Annotated in this window: 21 protein-coding genes; 14 read left to right on the top strand and 7 right to left on the bottom strand. The window is 67.3% G+C overall.

Annotation, left to right across the window (positions count from 1 at the left end):
- Nucleotides 1-26 precede the first annotated feature (26 nt).
- The 5 genes from ACODSM_RS06735 to ACODSM_RS06715 all read left to right on the top strand — a co-directional run bounded on the left by ACODSM_RS06735 (nt 27) and on the right by ACODSM_RS06715 (nt 5381).
- Nucleotides 27-2273 carry a protein-disulfide reductase DsbD family protein gene (locus tag ACODSM_RS06735; protein ID WP_488804745.1) on the top strand — a complete coding sequence of 749 codons (2247 nt, stop codon included), beginning with the start codon at nt 27-29 and terminating at the stop codon, nt 2271-2273.
- A 46-nt stretch (nt 2274-2319) separates the two neighbouring features.
- Entirely contained in the window at nt 2320-2934 is a 615-nt protein-coding gene (locus ACODSM_RS06730) for a thioredoxin family protein (protein WP_488804744.1), read from the top strand.
- A gap of 40 nt (nt 2935-2974) precedes the next feature.
- The gene (locus tag ACODSM_RS06725; protein WP_056065594.1) at nt 2975-3490 is read left to right on the top strand and encodes a CoA-binding protein; all 516 of its coding nucleotides are present in this window, start codon (nt 2975-2977) and stop codon (nt 3488-3490) included.
- A gap of 104 nt (nt 3491-3594) precedes the next feature.
- Entirely contained in the window at nt 3595-4911 is a 1317-nt protein-coding gene (locus ACODSM_RS06720) for an O-acetylhomoserine aminocarboxypropyltransferase/cysteine synthase family protein (RefSeq protein ID WP_488804743.1), read from the top strand.
- 14 nt (nt 4912-4925) lie between these two features.
- On the top strand, nt 4926-5381 hold the full coding sequence (locus ACODSM_RS06715; protein ID WP_488804742.1) for a hypothetical protein: 456 nt from the start codon (nt 4926-4928) through the stop codon (nt 5379-5381).
- Between the two features lie 8 nt (nt 5382-5389).
- On the opposite strand, the gene ACODSM_RS06710 is transcribed toward ACODSM_RS06715, so the two are convergent.
- The gene (locus ACODSM_RS06710) at nt 5390-6196 is read right to left on the bottom strand and encodes an IclR family transcriptional regulator (protein ID WP_291444162.1); all 807 of its coding nucleotides are present in this window, start codon (nt 6194-6196) and stop codon (nt 5390-5392) included.
- A 142-nt stretch (nt 6197-6338) separates the two neighbouring features.
- Here ACODSM_RS06710 and ACODSM_RS06705 point away from each other — a divergent pair, with 142 nt between their 5' ends.
- From ACODSM_RS06705 to ACODSM_RS06690, 4 genes are all read left to right on the top strand, one after another.
- Nucleotides 6339-7298 carry an MBL fold metallo-hydrolase gene (locus ACODSM_RS06705; protein WP_488804741.1) on the top strand — a complete coding sequence of 320 codons (960 nt, stop codon included), beginning with the start codon at nt 6339-6341 and terminating at the stop codon, nt 7296-7298.
- Between the two features lie 27 nt (nt 7299-7325).
- Nucleotides 7326-8978, top strand: coding sequence for an FAD-dependent oxidoreductase (locus ACODSM_RS06700; protein WP_488804740.1), 1653 nt, complete (start codon nt 7326-7328; stop codon nt 8976-8978).
- A gap of 26 nt (nt 8979-9004) precedes the next feature.
- Nucleotides 9005-9262, top strand: a complete 258-nt coding sequence (locus ACODSM_RS06695; protein ID WP_274111369.1) for a DUF2783 domain-containing protein — start codon at nt 9005-9007, stop codon at nt 9260-9262.
- A 79-nt stretch (nt 9263-9341) separates the two neighbouring features.
- Complete coding sequence (locus tag ACODSM_RS06690) at nt 9342-10310, top strand: Bug family tripartite tricarboxylate transporter substrate binding protein (protein WP_488804739.1); 969 nt, start codon at nt 9342-9344, stop codon at nt 10308-10310.
- A 55-nt stretch (nt 10311-10365) separates the two neighbouring features.
- On the opposite strand, the gene ACODSM_RS06685 is transcribed toward ACODSM_RS06690, so the two are convergent.
- The 3 genes from ACODSM_RS06685 to ACODSM_RS06675 are packed head-to-tail and all read right to left on the bottom strand — an operon-like array spanning nt 10366 to nt 12083.
- Complete coding sequence (locus ACODSM_RS06685; RefSeq protein WP_488804738.1) at nt 10366-10917, bottom strand: DUF2062 domain-containing protein; 552 nt, start codon at nt 10915-10917, stop codon at nt 10366-10368.
- On the bottom strand, nt 10914-11072 hold the full coding sequence (locus ACODSM_RS06680; protein ID WP_167514376.1) for a hypothetical protein: 159 nt from the start codon (nt 11070-11072) through the stop codon (nt 10914-10916). Before ACODSM_RS06680 ends, ACODSM_RS06685 begins: the two co-directional genes overlap by 4 nt.
- 27 nt (nt 11073-11099) lie before the next feature.
- Nucleotides 11100-12083, bottom strand: coding sequence for a TerC family protein (locus ACODSM_RS06675; protein ID WP_060987433.1), 984 nt, complete (start codon nt 12081-12083; stop codon nt 11100-11102).
- Between the two features lie 162 nt (nt 12084-12245).
- On the opposite strand from ACODSM_RS06675, the gene ACODSM_RS06670 reads away from it, so the two are divergent.
- Nucleotides 12246-13148 (top strand): LysR family transcriptional regulator, encoded by a 903-nt coding sequence (locus tag ACODSM_RS06670; protein ID WP_488804737.1) that lies wholly within the window; start codon nt 12246-12248, stop codon nt 13146-13148.
- Between the two features lie 51 nt (nt 13149-13199).
- Here the strand turns inward: ACODSM_RS06670 and ACODSM_RS06665 are convergent, their stop codons facing one another.
- Both ACODSM_RS06665 and ACODSM_RS06660 read right to left on the bottom strand, forming a co-directional pair.
- Entirely contained in the window at nt 13200-14534 is a 1335-nt protein-coding gene (locus ACODSM_RS06665) for a sulfatase family protein (protein WP_488804736.1), read from the bottom strand.
- Between the two features lie 148 nt (nt 14535-14682).
- A complete protein-coding gene (locus ACODSM_RS06660) occupies nt 14683-15636 on the bottom strand; it encodes a Bug family tripartite tricarboxylate transporter substrate binding protein (protein WP_488804735.1) in 954 nt (317 codons plus the stop codon).
- Between the two features lie 119 nt (nt 15637-15755).
- Between ACODSM_RS06660 and ACODSM_RS06655 the strand changes: the two genes are divergently transcribed.
- The 4 genes from ACODSM_RS06655 (at nt 15756) to ACODSM_RS06640 (ending at nt 20174) form a co-directional block, all read left to right on the top strand.
- Nucleotides 15756-16307: a MarR family winged helix-turn-helix transcriptional regulator gene (locus ACODSM_RS06655; RefSeq protein ID WP_488804734.1), complete on the top strand. Its 552-nt coding sequence runs from the start codon at nt 15756-15758 to the stop codon at nt 16305-16307.
- A 135-nt stretch (nt 16308-16442) separates the two neighbouring features.
- Nucleotides 16443-18023 (top strand): MFS transporter, encoded by a 1581-nt coding sequence (locus ACODSM_RS06650; RefSeq protein ID WP_476018192.1) that lies wholly within the window; start codon nt 16443-16445, stop codon nt 18021-18023.
- 101 nt (nt 18024-18124) lie between these two features.
- Nucleotides 18125-19237, top strand: coding sequence for a uroporphyrinogen decarboxylase (gene hemE / locus ACODSM_RS06645; RefSeq protein ID WP_422847887.1), 1113 nt, complete (start codon nt 18125-18127; stop codon nt 19235-19237).
- A 52-nt stretch (nt 19238-19289) separates the two neighbouring features.
- Nucleotides 19290-20174, top strand: a complete 885-nt coding sequence (locus tag ACODSM_RS06640; protein WP_476018191.1) for a helix-turn-helix domain-containing protein — start codon at nt 19290-19292, stop codon at nt 20172-20174.
- A 12-nt stretch (nt 20175-20186) separates the two neighbouring features.
- Here ACODSM_RS06640 and ACODSM_RS06635 read toward each other — a convergent pair whose 3' ends face one another.
- A complete protein-coding gene (locus ACODSM_RS06635; protein WP_370220959.1) occupies nt 20187-20648 on the bottom strand; it encodes a NuoB/complex I 20 kDa subunit family protein in 462 nt (153 codons plus the stop codon).
- Nucleotides 20649-21156 lie beyond the last annotated feature (508 nt).

Genomic DNA, 21156 nt, shown 5'->3' with positions numbered 1-21156 from the left:
CGCCCCGCCCGCTCCCACACTGCACCATGCCTTCACGCCTGTTCCGCCGCCTTGCAGCCACTCTCTTTTTTATAGCTGCCAGCGCTTTATGGACTAGCGCTATCGCCCAATTGGGCACCAAAACAACCGGCCAGGGCACCAGCGTGGTCACCACGCCCTATGTGCGGGCCGAGTTGCTGGCCCATGCGCCCCAGGGCGTGGCACCCGGCCAGCCGCTGTGGCTGGGCCTGCAAATCACCCACCAGCCAGAGTGGCACACCTACTGGAAGAACCCCGGCGACTCCGGCCTGCCCACCGACTTGGCCTGGACGCTGCCCGCCGGGCTGGACGCGGGCGAGATCGCCTGGCCCCTGCCCAAGAAGATCCCTATCGGCACGCTGGCCAACTATGGCTACGAAGGCACGGTGCTGCTGCCCGTGCCCGTGACGGTGGCCAGCACCTTCGCCCCCGGCCCGCTGGCCAAGGACGCCACCATCAAACTGCGCGCCTCGTGGCTGGTGTGCCGCAAGGAGTGCATTCCTGAAGAGGGCGAGTTCACGCTGCAACTGCCCATCCAGAGCACCACGGCGCTCAACGGCGCGGCTTTCGAGGCCGCAGCCAAGGCCCAACCCCAGCCCGTGCTGGCGGGCACCAACGGCGTCGTTCCCGACAGCCAAGCGCAGATTGCGGACGACAATGTGCTCAACGTCAGCGTGCAGGGCCTGCCCGTGGCGCTGCGCGGCAAGACGCTGGACCTGTTCCCCGAAACTGCCGAGGTCATCGACAACGCCGCGCAGTGGAAGCAGGCCTGGAACGGTAGCGTGTGGACCGCGCAGATCCCCCTGTCGGCCCAGCGCAGCGCCAGCCCCAGCCTGATGCCCGTGGTGCTGGCCGAGCAGGCGGCCCCAGGCCATGGCACCGGCCCCGACGCCCGCACCGGCTACCGCGCCGAACTGAAGGTGCTGGGCACCTGGCCGCAGGGCGCGTCAGTCGCTGCGGTGTCACCCGCCCTGGAAGCCGCACTCAAGGCGAATGCAGCGCAGGCAGGCGGCGCGGCAACGTCGGCCGCAGGCTCTGGCGCTTCGTCCCTCACCCTCACAGCCGCGTTGCTGGGCGCCTTGCTTGGCGGGCTCATCCTCAACCTGATGCCCTGCGTGTTCCCGGTGCTGGCGATCAAGGTGGTGGGCTTCACCCAGCATGCGCAGGACCGGCGCGCGCACCGCATCAGCGGAATCGCCTACACGGCAGGCGTGGTGCTGTCGTTCATTGCCCTCGGCGCGCTCATGCTGGGCCTGCGTGCGGCGGGCGAGGCCGTGGGCTGGGGCTTTCAGCTCCAGTCGCCCGCCGTGGTTGCATCGCTGGCGGCGCTGTTCACGCTGATCGCGCTCAACCTGGCAGGCGTGTTCGAGTTCGGGCATTTCCTGCCGTCCTCCGTGGCCAGCCTGCAGGCGCGCCACCCGGTGGCCGACAGTTTTCTGACCGGCGTGCTGGCCGTGGCCGTGGCGTCGCCATGCACGGCGCCGTTCATGGGTGCATCCATGGGGCTGACGGCCACGCTGCCCGCTCCCCAGGCGCTCGCCGTGTTTGCGGCGCTGGGGCTGGGACTGGCGCTGCCGTATCTGGCGGCCAGCTTTGTGCCCGCCGTGGCGCGCGCCCTGCCCCGCCCCGGGGCGTGGATGGACACCTTCCGCAAGCTCATGGCCTTCCCCATGCTGGCCACGGTGGTCTGGCTGGTGTGGGTGCTGGGCCAGCAAAGCGGCATCGATGGCGCGGGTGCGCTGCTGATCCTGCTGGTGGGGCTGTCGCTGGTGGTGTGGGCCCTGTCGCTGGCAGGCCGTGCGCGGGTGTGGATGGCCAGCGTGTCCATCGCGGCGATGGCCTTGCTGGTCTGGTCTTTTGCGCCGCACATCACCAACGTACCCACCACGCAAAGCGCTACCCAGGCGTCGTCGGCCACCGGCTGGCAGCCCTGGGCCCCCGGCGCGGCCGAGCAGATCGTGGCCGGTGGCCGCCCCGTGTTTGTAGACTTCACTGCCGCCTGGTGCGTGACCTGCCAGTACAACAAGAAGACCACCCTGGCCCACGCCGATGTGCTGGCCGACTTGCAGACCAAGAACGTCGCCCTGCTGCGCGCAGACTGGACGCGCCGCGACCCTGCCATCACTGCCGCCCTGGCATCGCTGGGCCGCAACGGCGTGCCTGTGTACGTGTTCTACCGCCCTGGCAAACCGCCGGTGGTGCTGACCGAGGTGCTCAGCGTGGACGAGGTGCGCGCCACCATTGCCCAGCTGTAGCCCTCCCTGCTTTCGGCCACCCGCCAACCCTTCAGGAGACCCCGCCATGAAGCTGCTTCGCCGTACGTTGATCGCCACCGCTGCCCTCGTCGCCCTGGGCGCCCAGGCAGCCGCCACCGTGGGCCAGCCCGCGCCCGACTTCACGCTCAAGGACACGTCGGGCAAGACCGTGCGCCTGTCGGACTTCAAGGGCAAACACGTGGTGCTGGAATGGACCAACCCCGGCTGCCCCTTTGTGCGCAAGCACTACGACAGCGGCAACATGCCCGCCACTCAAAAAGACGCCACGAGTAAGGGCGTGGTGTGGCTGTCCATCAACTCCACCGAAAAAGCCAGCAGCGACTACCTGGAGCCCGCCAAGCTCGCAGCCTGGAAGACCGAGCGCAAGGCCGCCCCTACTGCCGTGCTGATGGACGAGGAAGGCACCGTGGGCAAGAGCTACGGGGCGCGCACCACGCCGCACCTGTACATCGTCAACCCGCAGGGCCAGCTCATCTACGCGGGCGGCATCGACAGCATCCCCTCAGCCCGCCCGGCCGACATCGAGAAGGCCACCAACTATGTGAAGGTGGGGCTGGCCGAGGCGCTGGCAGGCAAGCCGATCTCAGCGGCGACGACGGCGCCGTATGGGTGCAGCATCAAGTACAAGTCACCGGCCTGACCTGCCGCTGGGAACCCGAGGGCATGCGTACACTGTTTGCATGCTCCACACCCCCGACACCATCAGCACCCTGCGCCACCTGCTCACCGCCTGCCGCACCATCGCGGTGGTGGGCCTCTCGCCGCAGTGGCACCGCCCTAGCTACTTCGCCGCCAAGTACATGCAGGCGCACGGCTACCGCATCGTGCCCGTCAACCCGCTGGTGGCGCGTGAGGGCGGGCAGATCCTGGGCGAGACGGCCTACGCCAGCGTGACCGAGGCGGCTGCCGCGCTGGCAGCGCAGGGCCAGAAGATCGACATGGTGGACTGCTTTCGCAAGAGTGAGGACATCCCGCCGCTGGCCGACGAGGCCGTCGCCATCGGCGCACAGTGCCTGTGGCTTCAGCTGGGCGTTTTCAACGAGGCCGCAGGCCTGCGCGCCGAGGCCGCCGGGCTGCAGGTGATCCAGAACCGCTGCGTGAAGATCGAACATGCCCGGCTGTTTGGTGGCCTGGGCTGGATGGGCGTGAACACGCGCGTGATCAGCGCCAAGCGCCTGCGGCAGCTGCCTTACTAGCAAATTAATAGCTGCCAGCGCATATTGCACTAGCACTTGCGGCCTATTTCATTCAAATTCCTTCACCCAACCCCCTGCGCAGCACTGCGGGCTGCGCCACCGCCATGACAGAGCCCACATCCAACGGTGCCGACCGCCACTTCGGCTTTGGCACCCGCGCCATCCACGCCGGTGCCCAGCCCGACCCCGTGACCGGCGCCCGCGCCACGCCCATCCACCAGACGACCAGCTTTGTGTTCGACAACGCCGAGCACGCGAGCAGCCTGTTCAACCTGCAGACCTTTGGCAACGTCTACAGCCGCATCAGCAACCCCACGGTGGCTGTCTTCGAGGAGCGCATCGCCAGCCTGGAGAACGGCCGCGCCGCGCTCGCCTGCGCCAGTGGCATGGCCGCGCAGATGGCAGCGCTGCTGGCCATTTTGAAAACCGGTGATCACATCGTGGCGGCCAGCACGCTCTACGGCGGCACCGTGGGGCAGCTGGGCGTGGGCTTCAGCCGTCTGGGCATCGAGACCACGTTTGTGGACCCGGCCGACCCCGAGAACTTTGTGCGCGCCATGCGCCCCAACACCCGCGCCGTGTACGGCGAGACCATCGGCAACCCGCTGGTCAACGTGCTCGACATCGCGGCCGTGGCCGAGGTGGCGCATGCGCACGGCGTGCCGCTCGTCATCGACAACACGGTGGCCAGCCCGTACCTGTGCAACCCGCTCGCCCTGGGCGCCGACATCGTGGTGCACAGCGCCACCAAGTACATCGGCGGCCACGGTACGACCATGGGTGGTGTGGTGGTGGAAGGCGGCAAGTTCCCGTGGGACAACGGCAAATTCCCCGAGATGGTGGAGCCCAGCCGCGCCTACCACGGCGTGAAGTTCTACGAGACCTTTGGCGACTTCGGCTACACCATGAAGGCGCGCATGGAGGTCAACCGCACCTTCGGCGGCGTGCTGTCGCCCATGAACGCGTGGCAGCTGCTGCAGGGCGCCGAGACGCTGCACCTGCGCATGCGCGAGCACTGCCGCAATGCGCTGGCCGTGGCGAAGTTTCTGCAAAGTCACCCGCAGGTGGCGTGGGTCAACTATCCGGGTCTGGCGGACTCGCCGTACTACGACCTGGCGCAAAAGCAGTTCCGCGCGGTGGACGGCACACCGGGCGCCTCGGGCATCCTCACGTTTGGCGTGAAGGGAGGCGCAGCAGCGGGTGAGAAGTTCATCGACGCCTGCGAGTTTTTAAGCCACCTCGCCAACATCGGCGACGCGAAGACGCTGGTAATTCACCCTGCATCGACCACGCACCGGCAGCTCAATGAAGAAGAGCTGGCCCGCGCGGGGGTGAGCGCGGACATGGTGCGGCTGTCGGTAGGCATTGAAGACCTGGATGACATCCTGTGGGACGTCGACCAGGCGCTGGGGCGCACCTGAAAGGCAACCCAGCGATGAACCTGATCCTGGAAGATTGCCCGCAGGTTCCTTACTACACCAATATGCGATGGGTGCTGGATGCATTGGGGCTCAACGCCAACGAATTCGACTGGTTTGTGAGCGATATCGAGCATACGGCTGGTGATGCCTTTCGCACGGAGGACCATTGGATATCTGGTGCAGATCTAGAGCGAGCCCTTCGCTACAACGACATTCAATTTATCTGGGCCGTTTTCAGCGCAGTCTCCAAGGGCAGCTCTCGACCGCCCATCCACGCTTCCCCGTATGCAGATGGCAATGCATCTTTTTGGACCAATCCGCCTGTACGTCCCCAACTCAGTGGCGCGAGCTTTGAGATCGTGTGCTGGGATAGCAGCGCAACCATCTTGATAGAACTTCCAGAAGCGGCTGCGCGACGGTTTTGCCAAAGGTTCCCAGGCGCTAAGGCGCTAGACAACGCGCGCAGCTAGTCAATCCATCAGCGGGCTACCGGCGCCCCCAGCCGCTGCGACAAGCTCCGCGCCGCCTCCCGCAGATGCTGCGCCGCCGGGCTCGCAGGCCCCGTCTGCAGCGTCGCGCTGGGGCCGATCACGGCGATGCACAGCACCAGCTGCCCGAACCCGTCGAACACCGGCGTTGCCAGCGCGCTAATGCCGGGCAGGAGCTGGTCGGTCACTTCGCTGATCTGGTGCTGGCGCACGGCCTCCAGCTCGGCCGCAAACGCGGGCTCGTCCAGCGCGCCCGCAAACCCTTCGGCCGCCAATGCGGCGGCAGCGCGCTCGCGCGGGCCGAAGGCTGCGAACACCTTGCCCGTGGCCGTGTGCCGCACCGAGGCCGTGGTGCCGTGGCGCATGGCCACGTACACGGCAGTGGGGCCTTCTTCCACCCGGATGATGGTGGGGCCGTTGTCGCCCCAAACCGAGGCCGACACGGTGTAGCCGATGCGCTGGGCCAGCGCGGGCAGCTCGGCAATGGCCAGACGCACCGGGTCTACCTGCTGCAGGCTGATCAGGCCCAGCTGCATGGCCAAGGGGCCCAGGCCGTAGTGGCCGCTCACGGCGTCTTGCTCAATGAGGCCCAGCTTGCCAAAGCTCACCAGGTAGGGATGGGCCTTGGCGGCTGTCATGTCCGCTGCGCGGGCCAGGTCCTTGAGCGCCATGCGCCGACCGGTGCGCGCCAGCACCTTCAGCAGCTGGCCACCCACCTCCACGCTCTGGATGCCGCGCGGGCTGCGGGGCGTGTCTTCGTCGTCGGCGGGGGGCAGATCGGGAGTCGTGGTGGGCATGGGGCGATTGTCCACGCAGTGCAGCATCCACACGTCCTTCGGGTTTACACCTAAACAAATGCGTTAGACATAAACAAATTTCTTGCCTAACATCAACACATTCCGTTTAGATAAACGCATTCACCATTAACAAATCACCACCATGAGCACCGTCAAAACCTTTGCCTCCGCCGCCGATCTCGAAGTGAAGAAGGTGAGCTTCGACAAGCTCTCCGACCACGCCTATGCCTACACGGCCGAGGGCGACCCCAACACCGGCATCATCATTGGCGAAGACGCGGTGATGGTCATCGACACCCAGGCCACGCCCGTGATGGCGCAGGACGTGATCCGCCGCATCCGCGAGGTGACGGACAAGCCCATCAAGTACGTCTTGCTCTCGCACTACCACGCAGTACGGGTGCTCGGTGCCAGCGCATACGGTGCCGAGCACATCATTGCCAGCGAAGACACGCGCGACCTGATCGTGGAGCGTGGCCAGTTCGACAAGGACAGCGAGATCGGCCGCTTTCCGCGCCTGTTCCAGAACGTGGAGAGCGTGCCGGACGGCCTGACCTGGCCCACGATGACCTTCAACAAGAAGATGACCCTGTGGCTGGGCAAGCTGGAGGTGCAGATCCTGCAATTGGGCCGGGGCCACACCAAGGGCGACACGGTGGCCTGGCTGCCGCAGGAAAAGATCCTGTTCAGCGGCGACCTGGTGGAGTTCGACGCCACGCCGTATGCGGGCGATGCGTACTTCCAGGACTGGCCGCAGACGCTGGACAACATCGCGGCGCTGAAGCCCGAGAAGCTGGTGCCCGGGCGCGGCGCCGCGCTGCAGACGCCCGAGCAGGTGCAGGAGGGCCTGGCAGGCACACGCGCCTTCATCAGCGACCTGTACGAGAGCGTGAAGGCCAGTGCGGCCAAAGGCGAAGACCTGCGCAAGGTGTACGAGGCCACGTTTGCCCAACTGCAGCCCAAGTACGGCCACTGGGTGATCTTCAACCACTGCATGCCGTTTGACGTGACCCGGGCCTACGACGAGGCCACGCAATACCCCGACCCACGCATCTGGACCGCTGAACGCGACATTCAAATGTGGAAAGCCCTGGAAGGCTAGGCCGCTGAGGTCGGAGGAGACACAACAATGAACCCCAGAGACATCCCCCCGGAGGCCTTCCACGCCAGCGGCGCCGAGGTGCAGGCCCTCGATTTTGGTTATGTACGCTCGCCCGACCAGGACCGCGCCACGCCCGCACAGCACCCCATCGTGGTCATTGGCGCGGGCCCCGTGGGCCTGTCGCTCGCCATCGACCTGGCCCAGCGCGGGCAGCGTGTGGTGGTGCTGGACAACGACCACAAACTCTCCATCGGCTCGCGCGCCATCTGCTTTGCCAAGCGCACGCTGGAGATCTGGGACCGCCTGGGTGTGGGCCAGCGCATGGTGGACAAGGGCGTGTCGTGGAACCTGGGCAAGGTGTTCCTCAAAGACGAGCAGCTGTACGAATTCAACCTGCTGCCCGAAGAGGGCCACGAGCGCCCCGCCTTCATCAACCTGCAGCAGTACTACGCCGAGGCCTACCTGGTGGAGCGTGCGCTGCAGTTGCCGGGCATCGACATCCGCTGGCACAACAAGGTGACGGCCGTGCAAAGCCGCGCGGACGGCGCACTGCTGAGCATCGACACGCCCGAGGGCGCCTACCAGATCGACGCGCAATGGCTGGTGGCCTGCGACGGCGCACGCTCGCCCACGCGGCAGATGCTGGGGCTGGAGAGCAAGGGGCGCATTTTTCAGGACCGCTTTTTGATCGCCGACGTGAAGCTGGCGGATGAGGCGAACTTCCCCACAGAGCGCTGGTTCTGGTTCGACCCACCCTTTCACCCGGGCCAGAGCGTGCTGCTGCACCGCCAGCCCGACAACGTGTGGCGCATCGACTTCCAGCTGGGCTGGGACGCCGACCCCGAAGAAGAAAAGAAGCCCGAGAACATCATCCCGCGCGTGCAGGCGCTGCTGGGTGCGGAGGCGCAGTTCGAGCTGGACTGGGCCAGCGTGTACACCTTTGCCTGCCTGCGCATGGACCAGTTCGTGCACGGCCGCGTCATCTTCGCGGGCGACAGCGCTCACGGTGTGTCGCCCTTTGGCGCACGGGGCGCCAACAGCGGCGTGCAAGACGCGGAGAACCTGGCCTGGAAGCTGGACTGGGTGCTCCAAGGTCGCGCGAGCCCCACGCTGGTGAATACGTACGGCCCAGAGCGCGAATACGCCGCCGACGAGAACCTGTGCAACTCCACCCGCGCCACCGACTTCATCACGCCCAAGAGCGAGGTGAGCCGTCTGTTCCGCGACGCAGCGCTGCACCTGGCGCGTGAACATGCGTTTGCACGGCGCATCGTCAATAGCGGTCGCCTGTCGGTGCCTGCCACGCTGCGCCAGTCGCCACTGAACACGCCGGATACCGACACCTTCGTGAGCACGCAAGTGCCCGGCGCCGTGCTGCTGGATGCGCCGTTGATGAAACAGGGCCAGCCCACCTGGCTGCTGCGCGAGCTGGGGCCGGACTTCACGCTGCTGGTGTTTGGCCCGGCCCCTGCTTGGGCCCGTGACCTGCCCGGTGTGAAGGTGCTGCAGATCGGCATCGACGTGATCGACCACCAGGCGCTGGCCGCCCAGCGGCTGGATGCGCTGCCGCGCACCGTGTACCTGGTGCGGCCCGACCAGCATGTGTGCGCACGCTGGCGCACGCCCACCGAAGCAGCGGTGCGCAGCGCACTGGCGCGTGCAACGGTCGCGGCCGCCTGACGAGGATGACGACAAGGAACATGCCCATGCTCAACACCCAACCGAACCTGCAGGCCTGCGACGACTTTTATGAAGCGCTGATTGCGGCGCACCAGGGCCTGTCCACGCCCGAGAGCCACGCCATGAACGCACGCCTGGTGCTGCTGCTGGCCAACCACATCGGCGAGCAGGCCACGCTGCAGCACGCGCTGCAACTGGCGCGCGGCAGTGCCGTGCCCACGGCCGACCGGCGCACCACCCCGGCCATCACGCCCGTGGTGCCTACCCACGCGGTGGCGGCCTAGCCCGCACCTTTTCACCTGGCACAGACGGTGCGGGGTCCGACCCGCCTTGAACCTTGACCACCACGGAGACAACACCACCATGCAGCGCAAACACTTCCTCGCCACCCTCGCGGGCCTGGCCCTGGCCACCACCCTGCCCCTGGCCCACGCCCAGGATTCCAAGCCGCTCGAATGGGTGGTGGGCTACGCCGCAGGCGGCGGCTCGGACATCGTGGCGCGCACCATTGCCGAGTCAATGTCGGCCACGCTGGGCCGCACCATCATCATCAACAACAAGCCCGGCGCAGGCACCAACATTGCCGCCGAGTACAGCGCGCGCCACAAGGACTACGGCAACCTGATGTTCTCGGCCGACTTCGCCACGCTGGCAGCCAACCCGTTCTTGTTCAGCAAGCTGAGCTACAACGCCGAAAAGGACTTCCAGCCCGTGGGCCTGCTGGTGCGCTTTCCGATGTTCCTGGTGGTGTCCAACAGCGTGCCGGCCAAGAACCTCAAGGAGTTCATGGCCTGGGCCAAGGGCATGCCCGATGGGGTGAACTGGGCGTCCGCCGGCCCCGGCAGCCCGCACCACCTGGTGGGCGAGCTGTTCCGCGAGCAGAGCGGACTCAAGCTCACGCACGTGCCGTATCGCGGTGCGGCCCCGGCCATCCAGGATGTGATCGGCGGCCAGGTGTCCGCGATGTGGATCGACAGCGCGACGGTGTACCCGTTCCTCGCGGGCAACAAGGTGCGCGCCATTGGTGTCGCCAGCCCGCAGCGCGTGGCGACCATGCCCGATGTGCCCACGATTTCCGAACAAGGCTTGCAGGGGTTTGAAGGCTTTGCGTGGCAAGGCCTGGTGGTGCCCACCGGCGCACCCGCCGACGTGGTGGCCAGCTTCAGCAAGGCGCTGCAGACGGCCCTGGCCGACATGCGCACCAAGGCGCGCCTGCAGGCCCTGGGTGTGGAGCCCATGCCCGGCACCGCGGCCCAGATGGGCAGCTTTGCGCGCGCCGAGCGGGAGAAGTGGGGGCGCGTCATCACCAAGGTGGGAGTCAAGCTGGACTAAGCCCCTGCGCCGCCTTCGGCCCTGCCCCCCACAGGACGCGGGCCGAATACGGGGCTCAGCGGCTGCGCGCCAGCCTTCGCTTGCGGTGCAAGGCGGGTGCGAGCCACAGCAGCTGCACCGTCACATAGCCCAGCACCGCCAGCAGCAGGCCCAGGGTGGGCAGGCCGATCAGCAACGGCGTGCCCAGCGCCTGCATCCAGGTGCCTAGGGCCTGCACCGTGAACTCCCCGCCCGGCGCCACGCTGCTCCAGGCGGGCAGCGTCTGCACGCCGGGCATCACCAGCGCTCCGAGGTAGAAGGCCATCACATACAGCGGCACGGTGGTGAGCGGGTTGGTATAGAAGGTGGCCACGCCCCCGGCCACCACGTTGCCGCGCAGCCAGGCGCACACCAGCAGCGTGCCCGGGATCTGCAGCGGCCCGGGGATCAGGCCGCAGAACATGCCGGCCGCCACCCCGCGCGCCAGCGGCTGGCGCTGAAAGCGGAACAGCGCGCGCTGCTCCAGCCAGGGCTGGAACTGCGCCAGCCAGCTGCGGTCCAGCAGCTGCCGGGCCCGGGGCTCCAGGGCCCGCAGCCAGCGGCGCAGGCGACACAGCGGCTGCATCATGCGACGAACGCTACTGCGGTGCCAGCGCCCCACAAGGTGGTCAGGCCCACCAGCAGGCGCACGTCGCGCGGCTCATTCTCCGCACGGTAGGCCATCGCGGTGGCCCCCACCAGGCCCAACAACATGCACAGCATCACCGATTCGATCAGATCCATGGCTCGGGTCTCCCGGTTCGGCAGCGATCAGGCCTTGGGGGGCAGTGCGGGTGGGGCGCCCTTGGCCGCCTCGCCCGAATTGCGCAGCGACAGGAAGATCGACCCGGCGATCAGCGTGGCCGTGACCAGCAACGCATAGCCAATCGGAATCTTCACAAAGTCGATGAGCAACATCTTGCCGCCGATGAAGACCAGGACCAGCGCCAGACCATAGGCCAGCAGGTGGAAGCGGTCGGCCAGGTCAGCCAGCAGGAAGTACAGCGCACGCAGGCCCAGGATGGCAAAGATGTTGGCTGTGAGCACGATGAACGGGTCGCTGGTGATGGCGAAGATGGCCGGGATGCTATCCACCGCAAAGATGATGTCGGTCGTGCCGATCAGGATCAGCACCACGAACAAGGGCGTGTAGTGCTTGACGCCGTTGATCATGGTGGAGAGCTTTTCACCATCGAACTGGTCGGTGATGCGGATGCGCTTTTTCAGGAACTTGAGCACCGGGTTGGTGGCAATGTCAGGCTCCTGCCCGGCGGCAAACCACATCTTCACGCCCGTGACGACCAGGAACGCACCGAACACATACAGCAGCCAGTGGAAGGTGGCCAGCAGCCAGGCGCCTGCCAGGATCAGCAGCGTGCGCAGCACAATGGCGCCGATGATGCCGATGATGAGCGCGCGCTTCTGGTACTGCGGCGGCACGGCAAAGTAGCTGAAGAGCATCAGGAAGACGAAGATGTTGTCAACCGACAGGCTCTTCTCCACCAGGTAGCCGGTGATGAACTGCATGGACACCGTGTTGGCGACCTCGCGGCCCTGGCTGCTGTCCAGGTACCACCACAGAATGGCCACGAACACAAAGGCCAGCGAGAACCACAGCAGGCTCCAGCGCGCGGCCTCGCCCATGGTGACCTTGTGCGCGCCCTGGCGCTCCATGACCAGCAGGTCCACGCCAATGGCGATGACCACGAAGACGGCAAATCCCGCCCACATCCACCACGTTCCGATTGTTTCCATCGAGTTTCTCCAAAGATGCCCTCACACGCCCAGACCAGCCGGGCGCCCAAGCCCCGCACTGTAGGGGCCGGTGTACTTCTTTAAAACCTGTGATCACAGTAGTATTGGTTCGGTTTTTACGAACCAAACACCTTCCCTCGACTTCTCCCCTCGAAAAACCCCATGAGCCAGAGCTTCAACTACCGCCATCTTTTTTACTTCTGGGTGGTGGCCAAGGAGGGCGGCATTGCCCGCGCCGCCGAGCGGCTGGACATGGCCGTGCAGACCATCAGCGCCCAGGTGCGCGAGCTGGAGAAGTCGCTGGGCGTGAGCCTGCTGCGCACCGAGGGCCGCAACCTGGTGCTGACCGACGCGGGCGTGGCCGCGCTGCACGAGGCCGACCACATCTTTGCGCTGGGCGAGCTGCTGCCAGTGCGCGTGCGCGAGGCCGCAACAGGCCAGACGCTGCGGCTGAACCTGGGCATCTCCGACGGCATTGCCAAGCTGGCCGTGCACCGGCTGCTGACGCCCGTGCTGGACGAGCCCCACCTGCGCCTGCTGTGCCACGAGGGCGAGTTCCAGCCCCTCTTGGGCGAGCTGGCGCTGCACAAGCTGGACGCCGTGCTGGCCGACCGCGCCGCGCCGCCCAACCCGGCCTTGCGCACCACCAGCCAGCTGCTGGGCAGCAGCGCCATCGCCTGGTATGCGCCCCCGCTGTGGGCCGAGGCGGCGGCCAACAACTTTCCGCACAGCCTGGCCGTGGTGCCCGTGCTGCTGCCCACCGACCACGCCGCCATGCGCGCGCGCATCGACCACTGGCTGGAGCGCGAACGCATCCGCCCGCACATTGCCGGGGAGTTTGAAGACAGCGCGCTGCTGAGCACCTTTGCCGCCACCGGCATGGGCGTGATGCCCGCACCGGTCTCGCTGGGCGAGCACCTGGCCCAGACCCACGGGCTGGTGCAGGTGGGCACCGCGCCCGACGTGCAGGAGCAGTTCCACCTGATCTACAGCGCGCGCAAGGTGATGCACCCGCTGCTCACGCGGCTGCTGGAGGCGGGACAGGGTGGATCGCTACTGAATTGATAGCTACCCGCGCATATTCATCTGGCGCTTGGGGTCAAAAATACTAAAACTTCAGCGCTGCGGCATGTCCTTCACCGAATACCCCAGGCTCACCGTCGCATCGTCGGGGATGGCGGGCATGGACGCATTCCACGCCTCCCACGCGGCGCGCATGGCCCGCAGGCGGTCGGGCTCCACGGGCGCGCGGTTGGCGCGCTCGCGTTCGTCGTCGGCCAAGTTGAACAGGTAGTCGTTGCCGTCTACGCGCAGGTACTTCCACACGCCCTGGCGCATGGCGCGCTGGCCCCGGTGGTTCATGCGCCAGAACAGCGGGGGCTCGTCGTGCAGGCTGGCATCGCGCAGCAGCGGCATCAGCGAGCGGCCGTCCAGCGGGTAGTCCGCATGTGCGGCGGCGCCTGCGGCGTCGAGCATGGTGGCCGACCAGTCCATGGTCATGCAGGTCTGCGCGCTCACGCCGCCCGGCGCAATCACCGCAGGCCAGTGGGCGATCCAGGGCACGCGGATGCCGCCTTCGGTCAGGTCCATCTTGCCGCCCACCAGCGGCCAGTTGTCCGAGAAGCGCTCGCCGCCGTTGTCGCTGGTGAACACCACCAGCGTGTCGCGCGCCAGGCCCTTTGCCTCCAGCAGCGCCATGATGCGGCCAATGCCCTCGTCCATGTGGTGGATCATGCGGCGGTAAGTCTCGATGTTGCCGCCGTGCAGGTGGAACAGGTTCGTCTTCACCTCCTGCGCCAGCGCCTCGTCGTCGCGGGTCTCCCAGGGCCAGTGGGGCGCGGTGTAGTGCAGGCTCAGGAAGAACGGCGTGCCGGCCTGTGCGCCCGGCGCCATGCGCTGCACATAGTCGAGCGCGTGGTCGGTGATGAGGTCGGTGAGGTAGCCGTCCTGCTGTTTTTCCTCCTCGCCCAGGTACAGGTCGTGCTGGCCGCCCGAGCTGCAGTGCGTGAAGTAATCCACCCCGCCCGACATGGGGCCGAAGAATTCTTCATAGCCCGAGCGCAGCGGCCCGAACGCGGGCGGGTAGCCCAGGTGCCACTTGCCCATCAGCGCCGTGCGGTAGCCCGCTGCACGCAGCAGCGAGGGTAGCGTGGGGTGTTCGGGCGGCAGGCCCAAGGTGGTGCTGCCCCGGCTTTTGCTGTTGATAGGCTCCTCGGCCGCGCCGCGCAGGCGGTACTGGTAACGCGCCGTCATCAGCGCAAAGCGCGTGGGCGAGCAGACGGGCGAATTGGAATAGCCCTGCGTGAGCTTGAGGCCGTTGGCCGCGAGTTGATCGAGCACCGGCGACACGGGGCCAAACGCTGCGTCGCGCCCGCCGTAACAGCCCAGGTCGGCATAGCCGAGGTCGTCGGCAACGATGAAGATGATGTTGGGGCGGGGGTGCGTGTTCATCTTTGAGATCCAATGTGACTAAACATGGGCTGCGACCTGCGCAACTGGCACGGCCCACGCGAGGGGCGGCTAGCAAGGGCCGCCCCGCAGCGAGGCCGCCGTCCCCCTTGAGGGGGAAGCGGCGCAGCCGCTCAGGGGGTGCTTCCTATCAAGGCTTGAAGCCCGAACGCTGTACGACTGGCGCCCATTGCGCACGATAGGCATTGAGCATGGCTTCGGTCTGCGCCATGGTCGCCACCACGGGCTCCATCTTGGCGGTTGCGAACTTGCGCTGGGTGTCGGGGTCTTTCATCACCTCATGGATCAGGCTGGCCAGTCGCTCGGCCTGCGCCTTGGGCATGCTCATCGGGGCAAAGAAGGTGTTCCAGCCAGTGGCGGCCAGGTCCATGCCGGCTTCCTTGAACGTAGGAATCTGGGGCGCCAGCGCGCTGCGCTTGGCGCTCGACACGGCCAGGATGCGGATCTTGCCCGCCTCGTGCTGGGGCAGCAGGGTGTCAAACGTATCGAACGCTACGGGCACCTGGCCGCCCAGCAAGTCATTGAGCAGCGGCGCCGAGCCCCGGTAGCCCACCACCTCGGCGCGCACCTTGGCGGCGTCGCCCACCATCAGGCCAAAAAAGTGCGGCAGGCTGCCCGTGGCGGGCACGCCGAAGTTGGCCTTGTCCGGGTTGGCCTTGAGCCAGGCCATCAGGTGCGGCAGCTCCTTGACCGGCACGGCGCTGCCCACGGCCACGCCGAATTCGTAGCTGTTCACGTGGCTCACAGGGCGGAAGTCGCGCTCGGGGTCATAGCCCGCGTCAGGGAACACCAGCGGCGCCACCAGCATCACGGCAGGGTTGGCCAGCAGCAGCGTGGGCTGGTTGGCGGGCGCGGCTTTGACAGCCTGGGCTGACAGGCGGCCGCCCGCGCCGGTCTTGTTCTCCACGATGACAGGCGTGCCAAGCTTGGCGCCCAGCTTGTCGGCCACGATGCGGGCCACGCGGTCGGTCGCGCCGCCGGGGGCGTAGCCCACCACGATGCGCAGCGGGGTGTCCTGCGCCTGGGCCAGGGTGGCGCACAGGGCGAGCGCGGCGGTCAGCACAAAAGCAAGGGGTTTGCGCATGGTCGAAATCTCCAGGGGGCGATGGCAGGGCCCGCACAGCCGCGCGGGGGGGTGGATGGCCGGACTGTATTGGCCACACAATCAATTGATCTAATCAATCATTGCCCGGAAATACCCTGATGCCTGCGCCAGCACCGGCCCCCCATCCGCCCGCCGCGCCCGGCGACCGGCTGACCCACCCGCAAGCCGCCAACGACCTGCTGATGTACCGCCTCAACCGCCTGATCGCGGTGGCGGGCAGCCTCGTGGTGCGGCTGTGCGAAGGCGGCTACGGCATCACCCGCCGCGAGTGGGGGCTGATGATGATGCTGGCGCAGCACCCCGGCATGCCCCCGGCCGAGCTGGCCCAGCGCCTGGGGCTGGACCGGGCCCGCACCTCGCGCGCCATCACCTCGCTGCTGACCAAGAAGCTCATCACCCGCGACGCCATGCCCGGCGACCGGCGCCAGGCCCGGCTGTCGCTCACGGCGACGGGCCAGGCCGTGCACGACGAGCTGTTTCCGCAGGTCAAGGCGCTCAACCAGGAGCTGCTGGCCGGGCTGGGTGCCGAGGCGGTAGCTGGGCTAGACCAGGCCCTGGCCGACATGCAGCGGCGTGCCGAAGCGCTGGTCGCCACCCGCACCGACGTGCCGCGCACCTACCGGCTGCGCGGTGGACGGCATGTGGATTGAGGGGGTTTGCAGGATGGAGTTGCCCCAAAACGGGGAACCGGCGATATCCTCAAACCCGCCCTGAGCCACCCGCCCACGGCACGCATGCGCTCCCCTTGTCCCACAACGACCCACGCACACCCAACGCCATCCTTCATGTCCCAGCACTCGACCTCTTTGTGGAGCCCCCTGCGCCAACCCGCGTTCCGGGGCCTGTGGATTTGTGGCGGCATCTTTTTTGTGGGCAGCGGCATGCAGACCATGGCGGCGGCCTGGCTCATGGTGGAGCTCACCGGGTCGTCCTTTCTGGCCGCGCTGGTGCAGACGGCTGTGTTCATGCCCATGTTCTTGCTGGCTCTGCCCGCCGGGGTGCTGGCCGACACCACCGACCGGCGGCGGCTGATCTCGGGGGCGCTGCTGGCGCAGGCGGGGGCCAGTGCGCTGCTCACACTGCTGGTGCTGGGCGGCTGGGGCGGGTCGGCCTCGGTGCTGTTTCTGGTGTTTGTGTGTGGCTGCTGCACGGCGGTGCTGACACCCGCGTGGAACTCCTCGGTCATCGACCCCGTGCCGCGCGACGAGTGGCCCCAGGCCATCACCGCCGTGAGCATTGCCTACAACGCGGCGCGCGCTGTGGGCCCCACGCTGGCGGGGCTGGTGTTTGCACAGCTGGGCGCGGGTTGGGTGTTTGCCATCACCGTCACCACCACGCTGGTGATGTGGGAGTCCATCCGCCGCTGGCCGCCCAAGGCGCACCCACCTTCCAAGCTGCCCGCCGAGCGCCTGTGGGGCGGCACCCTGAGCGGTCTGCGTTTTGCCTGGCACTCTCGCATGATCCTGGCGCAACTGGTGCGCGTGATGGCCTTTAGCGCCGCGGGCTCGGCCCTGTGGGCGCTGCTGCCGGTAATTGCACAGCGCCTGGGCACGGGAGCGCCGGGTTTCGGTTTGCTGATGGGCTGCCTGGGTACGGGCGCCGTGGGCGTGGGCCTGGTGCTGGGGCGGCTGCGTGCACGCTTTGGCATGGAGGTCATCGTGGGTGTGGGCGGCGTCGTGTTTGGCATCGCCATGCTGGTGGCAGCACTCACCCACATTACCTGGGTGGTCTACATCGCCATGCTGTTTGCAGGCGCGGCCTGGATGTCGGCCATGTCCACCTTCAACACCGCCACCCAGGCCAGCGCGCCGCAGTGGGTGCGCTCGCGCGCCGTGGCCATGCACATGGTGGCGGCGCTGGGTGCGTTTGCGATGGGCTCGGCCTTCTGGGGCGCGGCGTCGGACATCCTGGGCCTCACGCCCACACTCTGCGTCGCCGCCGCATTGATGGGCGTCGGCCTGCTGCTGGCCCGCCCCATGCCGCTGCGCATGGGTGCGCTGCACGAGGTGACCCAGGCCACGCCGTGGGACGAACTTTTCATCGAGGCCGAGCCGCTGCCGGAGGCGGGCCCGGTTGCGGTGGAAGTGGGCTACCGCATTGCCCCCGGCACCGACGCCGCCTTCCTCGACACCATCAGCCGCATGAAGGCCCCACGCCGCCGCGACGGCGCCACCTTCTGGCGTGTGTACAAGGACCTGGGCGAACCCTCGCGCTATGTGGAGCGCTTCATCGTCGAGTCCTGGGCCGACTACCTGCACCAGCGCGCCCGCGCGACCATGGCCGACCAGGCGCTGGAGACGGAAGTACGGGCGTTCTTGGCGCCGGGCGAAGTGGTGCGGATGTCGCACTACATCGCGGAGCGGTAGGCACCCTTGAGCCGACCCACCGTGGTTCCGGCTTGATGCGCGTCAATTTCCGCAGCTGGATCGGGTACCGACATCGGCGGTCGGCCTGCGACAATCGCAGGATGACCTTCGCCCCCCTTGCCAACGACACCTTCCTGCGTGCCTGCCGCCGCCAGGCCACCGACTACACGCCCCTGTGGCTCATGCGCCAGGCGGGGCGCTATCTGCCGGAGTACAAGGCCACGCGTGCCCAGGCGGGCAGCTTCATGGGCCTGGCCACCAATGTCCAGTACGCCACCGAAGTGACCTTGCAGCCGCTGGAGCGTTTTCCGCTCGACGCGGCCATCCTGTTCAGCGACATCCTCACCGTGCCCGACGCCATGGGCCTGGGCCTGTCGTTTGCCGAGGGGGAAGGCCCGCGCTTTGCCAAGGTGGTGCGCGACGAAGCCGCCGTGGCCGGGCTGGCCGTGCCCGACATGGACAAGCTGCGCTACGTGTTCGATGCGGTCACCAGCATCCGCAAGGCGCTCAACGGCCGCGTGCCGCTCATCGGCTTCTCGGGCAGCCCCTGGACGCTGGCCTGCTACATGGTCGAAGGCAAGGGATCGGACGACTACCGCCTCGTCAAGACGCTGATGTACAGCCGCCCCGACCTGATGCACCGCATCCTGGCCGTGAATGCCGACAGCGTGGCCGCCTACCTCAACGCCCAGATCGACGCGGGCGCCCAGGCCGTGATGATTTTTGACAGTTGGGGCGGCGTGTTGGCCGATGGCGCTTTCCAGGAATTCAGCCTGGCCTACACCAAGCGTGTGCTTGCCCAGCTCAAACGCACCGGCGTGGATGGCACCGACGTGCCGCGCATCGTCTTCACCAAGGGCGGCGGCATCTGGCTCGAAGACATGAAGGACATCGACTGCGAGGTGCTGGGCCTGGACTGGACGGCCAACCTGGGCAAGGCGCGCGCCATCGTCGGCGGGCAGGTGGGCGGCCCCGGCAAGGCACTGCAGGGCAACATCGACCCCAATGTGCTCTTTGCGCCGCCTGCGCAGATCGTCACCCAAGTGCATGCCGTGCTCGACAGCTTTGGCAAGCCCCACACCGACCGCAGCACCACCGGCCCCACGCACATCTTCAACCTGGGCCACGGCATCAGCCAGTTCACCCCGCCCGAGCATGTGGCGGCGCTGGTGGAGGCGGTGCATAGCCACTCGCGCGCGCAGCGCCAGGGCTGATCGCCCGGGCGAGTGCTCCAGACCGCGCGGCGCACCCGGCAGGGACCAGGTGATGGCAATGGAACATCCCGCACCGCCGCCAGCGGAGCCACCCACCGGCCCGCAGGCGCTGCCCGCCTCGGCCCTGCAAGCCCCACCCGGCGCGCTCGCGGACTGCGTGCGCGCCTTTTTCTGGCGCGACCTCGGCCGCCAGCCGCCCCACACCCCGGCGGACACGCGCGTGCCGCCCAGCCCCTACCCCGGCATCATCTGGCTCACGCGGGGCACGGCCCAGCTTGTGGAGTGTGCAGGTACGGCCACGGCAGCGGCCCTACCGGCCATCACGCTGTCGGGCGCACACCGCCATCCTTACCACTCGATCTCTTCCCGCGATGGCGATTCGTTCTGCCTGGCTTTCCAGCCCGGCGCGCTGGGGCTGCTGACAGGGCAGGACCTGGCGCCGCTGACCGACCGCATCACGGACGCGGTGACCTGGCTGCCCGAGGAGTGGCACCCCTTCCTGGCGGCCGTCCACACGGCGCCCGACCATGGCGCGCGCCAGGCGCTGTGCGTGGACTTTCTGGCCCCGCGCTGGGCGGCAGTGGCCGACCGGCACGCCGCCTGGCTGCAGGTTCTGCACCAGGCATGGCGGCGCGGCGCACGCCAGGCCCTGGCCTCCACGCTGGACTGGACGCCCCGGCACCTGCAGCGCCGCACCCGGCAACTGGCGGGCCTGCGGCCTGGCGAGATAGAACGCATGCTGCGTGCCGAACATGCACTGCTGGCCATGCGCGACGGCAACGCCGGGGCCCTTGATGCCGCTCTGCGCCACGGCTACGCCGACCAGGCGCATTTCAGCCGCGAGGCGCGTGCATTGTTCGAGAGGCCCCCTGCCGCACTCAAGGCCCACACCCAGCGGCCGGGCGACGATGCGGACTGGCTGCTGCGGCGCAGTTAAACCACCCGCCGTTTACCGCTGGATCACCCGGGGCCGCTTGATCTTGGCCTGCAACTGCAGGATGCCGTAGAGCAGCGCCTCGGCTGTGGGCGGGCAGCCGGGCACATACACATCCACCGGCACGATGCGGTCGCAACCCCGCACCACCGAGTAGCTGTAGTGGTAGTAGCCACCGCCGTTGGCGCACGAGCCCATGGAGATCACATAGCGCGGCTCGGGCATCTGGTCGTAGACCTTGCGGATAGCGGGCGCCATCTTGTTGGTGAGGGTGCCCGCCACGATCATCAGGTCGCTGTGGCGCGGGCTGGAGCGCGGGATGATGCCGAAGCGGTCCAGGTCGTAGCGCGCCATGGCGGCATGCATCATCTCGACCGCGCAGCACGCCAGGCCGAAGGTCATGAACCACAGGCTGTCCGTGCGCGCCGCTTGCACCACCTCGTCCAGCCGGGCCAGCACAAAACCGTCGCGCTCCATGGTGGGCGCCTCTGCCATGGGGGAAGAAGAGTAAGTAGCCATGGCGGCATCGTCGCCACAAGCCGCTGCGCCGTCTTGAAGCAAAGCGACATGGAGCGCTGTGACACCCGGGACGCCAGAGACTCCGGGCCCTGCGACAATCCCCGGGCATTTCGTCGCAGATCCAGGCGCCTCGCCAGCGCACTTATGCACAAAAATGGAGCATCCTCACGCCCGGCATGACAGCAGACTGCAACTTGCCAAAAAACCTTGCCAACGCACTAAGTCGTTGATTCATAAGGATTTAAATCCCCTGCTTTTTTGACAGGCAATCCAGCCAAAGCACGATTTGACAAGGACTTGCGGGGCAAACCCAAGGGATATCAACAAAGTTATCCACAGGAATTCTGGATTTCTTACAAATACCCTGTCAAATCAACCACTTGCAGCCCAAACCGAAGAAATGCATGAACATCTGATGACGGCACTAGCACAAAAAGGGGGCTGCCTGTCCTCTTGACGAACCCAT

The organism is Acidovorax sp. FG42 (assembly GCF_057809195.1).
The sequence above is the reverse complement of the archived record's forward strand: the minus strand, read 5'-3'. Positions and strand labels throughout refer to the sequence as shown.

Coding starts and splice junctions, on each gene's coding strand:
- ACODSM_RS06735 (WP_488804745.1), top strand. CDS start 27: ATGCCTTCACGCCTGTTCCGCCGCCTTGCAGCCACTCTCTTTTTTATA.
- ACODSM_RS06730 (WP_488804744.1), top strand. CDS start 2,320: ATGAAGCTGCTTCGCCGTACGTTGATCGCCACCGCTGCCCTCGTCGCC.
- ACODSM_RS06725 (WP_056065594.1), top strand. CDS start 2,975: ATGCTCCACACCCCCGACACCATCAGCACCCTGCGCCACCTGCTCACC.
- ACODSM_RS06720 (WP_488804743.1), top strand. CDS start 3,595: ATGACAGAGCCCACATCCAACGGTGCCGACCGCCACTTCGGCTTTGGC.
- ACODSM_RS06715 (WP_488804742.1), top strand. CDS start 4,926: ATGAACCTGATCCTGGAAGATTGCCCGCAGGTTCCTTACTACACCAAT.
- ACODSM_RS06710 (WP_291444162.1), bottom strand. CDS start 6,196: ATGCCCACCACGACTCCCGATCTGCCCCCCGCCGACGACGAAGACACG.
- ACODSM_RS06705 (WP_488804741.1), top strand. CDS start 6,339: ATGAGCACCGTCAAAACCTTTGCCTCCGCCGCCGATCTCGAAGTGAAG.
- ACODSM_RS06700 (WP_488804740.1), top strand. CDS start 7,326: ATGAACCCCAGAGACATCCCCCCGGAGGCCTTCCACGCCAGCGGCGCC.
- ACODSM_RS06695 (WP_274111369.1), top strand. CDS start 9,005: ATGCTCAACACCCAACCGAACCTGCAGGCCTGCGACGACTTTTATGAA.
- ACODSM_RS06690 (WP_488804739.1), top strand. CDS start 9,342: ATGCAGCGCAAACACTTCCTCGCCACCCTCGCGGGCCTGGCCCTGGCC.
- ACODSM_RS06685 (WP_488804738.1), bottom strand. CDS start 10,917: ATGATGCAGCCGCTGTGTCGCCTGCGCCGCTGGCTGCGGGCCCTGGAG.
- ACODSM_RS06680 (WP_167514376.1), bottom strand. CDS start 11,072: ATGGATCTGATCGAATCGGTGATGCTGTGCATGTTGTTGGGCCTGGTG.
- ACODSM_RS06675 (WP_060987433.1), bottom strand. CDS start 12,083: ATGGAAACAATCGGAACGTGGTGGATGTGGGCGGGATTTGCCGTCTTC.
- ACODSM_RS06670 (WP_488804737.1), top strand. CDS start 12,246: ATGAGCCAGAGCTTCAACTACCGCCATCTTTTTTACTTCTGGGTGGTG.
- ACODSM_RS06665 (WP_488804736.1), bottom strand. CDS start 14,534: ATGAACACGCACCCCCGCCCCAACATCATCTTCATCGTTGCCGACGAC.
- ACODSM_RS06660 (WP_488804735.1), bottom strand. CDS start 15,636: ATGCGCAAACCCCTTGCTTTTGTGCTGACCGCCGCGCTCGCCCTGTGC.
- ACODSM_RS06655 (WP_488804734.1), top strand. CDS start 15,756: ATGCCTGCGCCAGCACCGGCCCCCCATCCGCCCGCCGCGCCCGGCGAC.
- ACODSM_RS06650 (WP_476018192.1), top strand. CDS start 16,443: ATGTCCCAGCACTCGACCTCTTTGTGGAGCCCCCTGCGCCAACCCGCG.
- hemE (WP_422847887.1), top strand. CDS start 18,125: ATGACCTTCGCCCCCCTTGCCAACGACACCTTCCTGCGTGCCTGCCGC.
- ACODSM_RS06640 (WP_476018191.1), top strand. CDS start 19,290: ATGGCAATGGAACATCCCGCACCGCCGCCAGCGGAGCCACCCACCGGC.
- ACODSM_RS06635 (WP_370220959.1), bottom strand. CDS start 20,648: ATGGAGCGCGACGGTTTTGTGCTGGCCCGGCTGGACGAGGTGGTGCAA.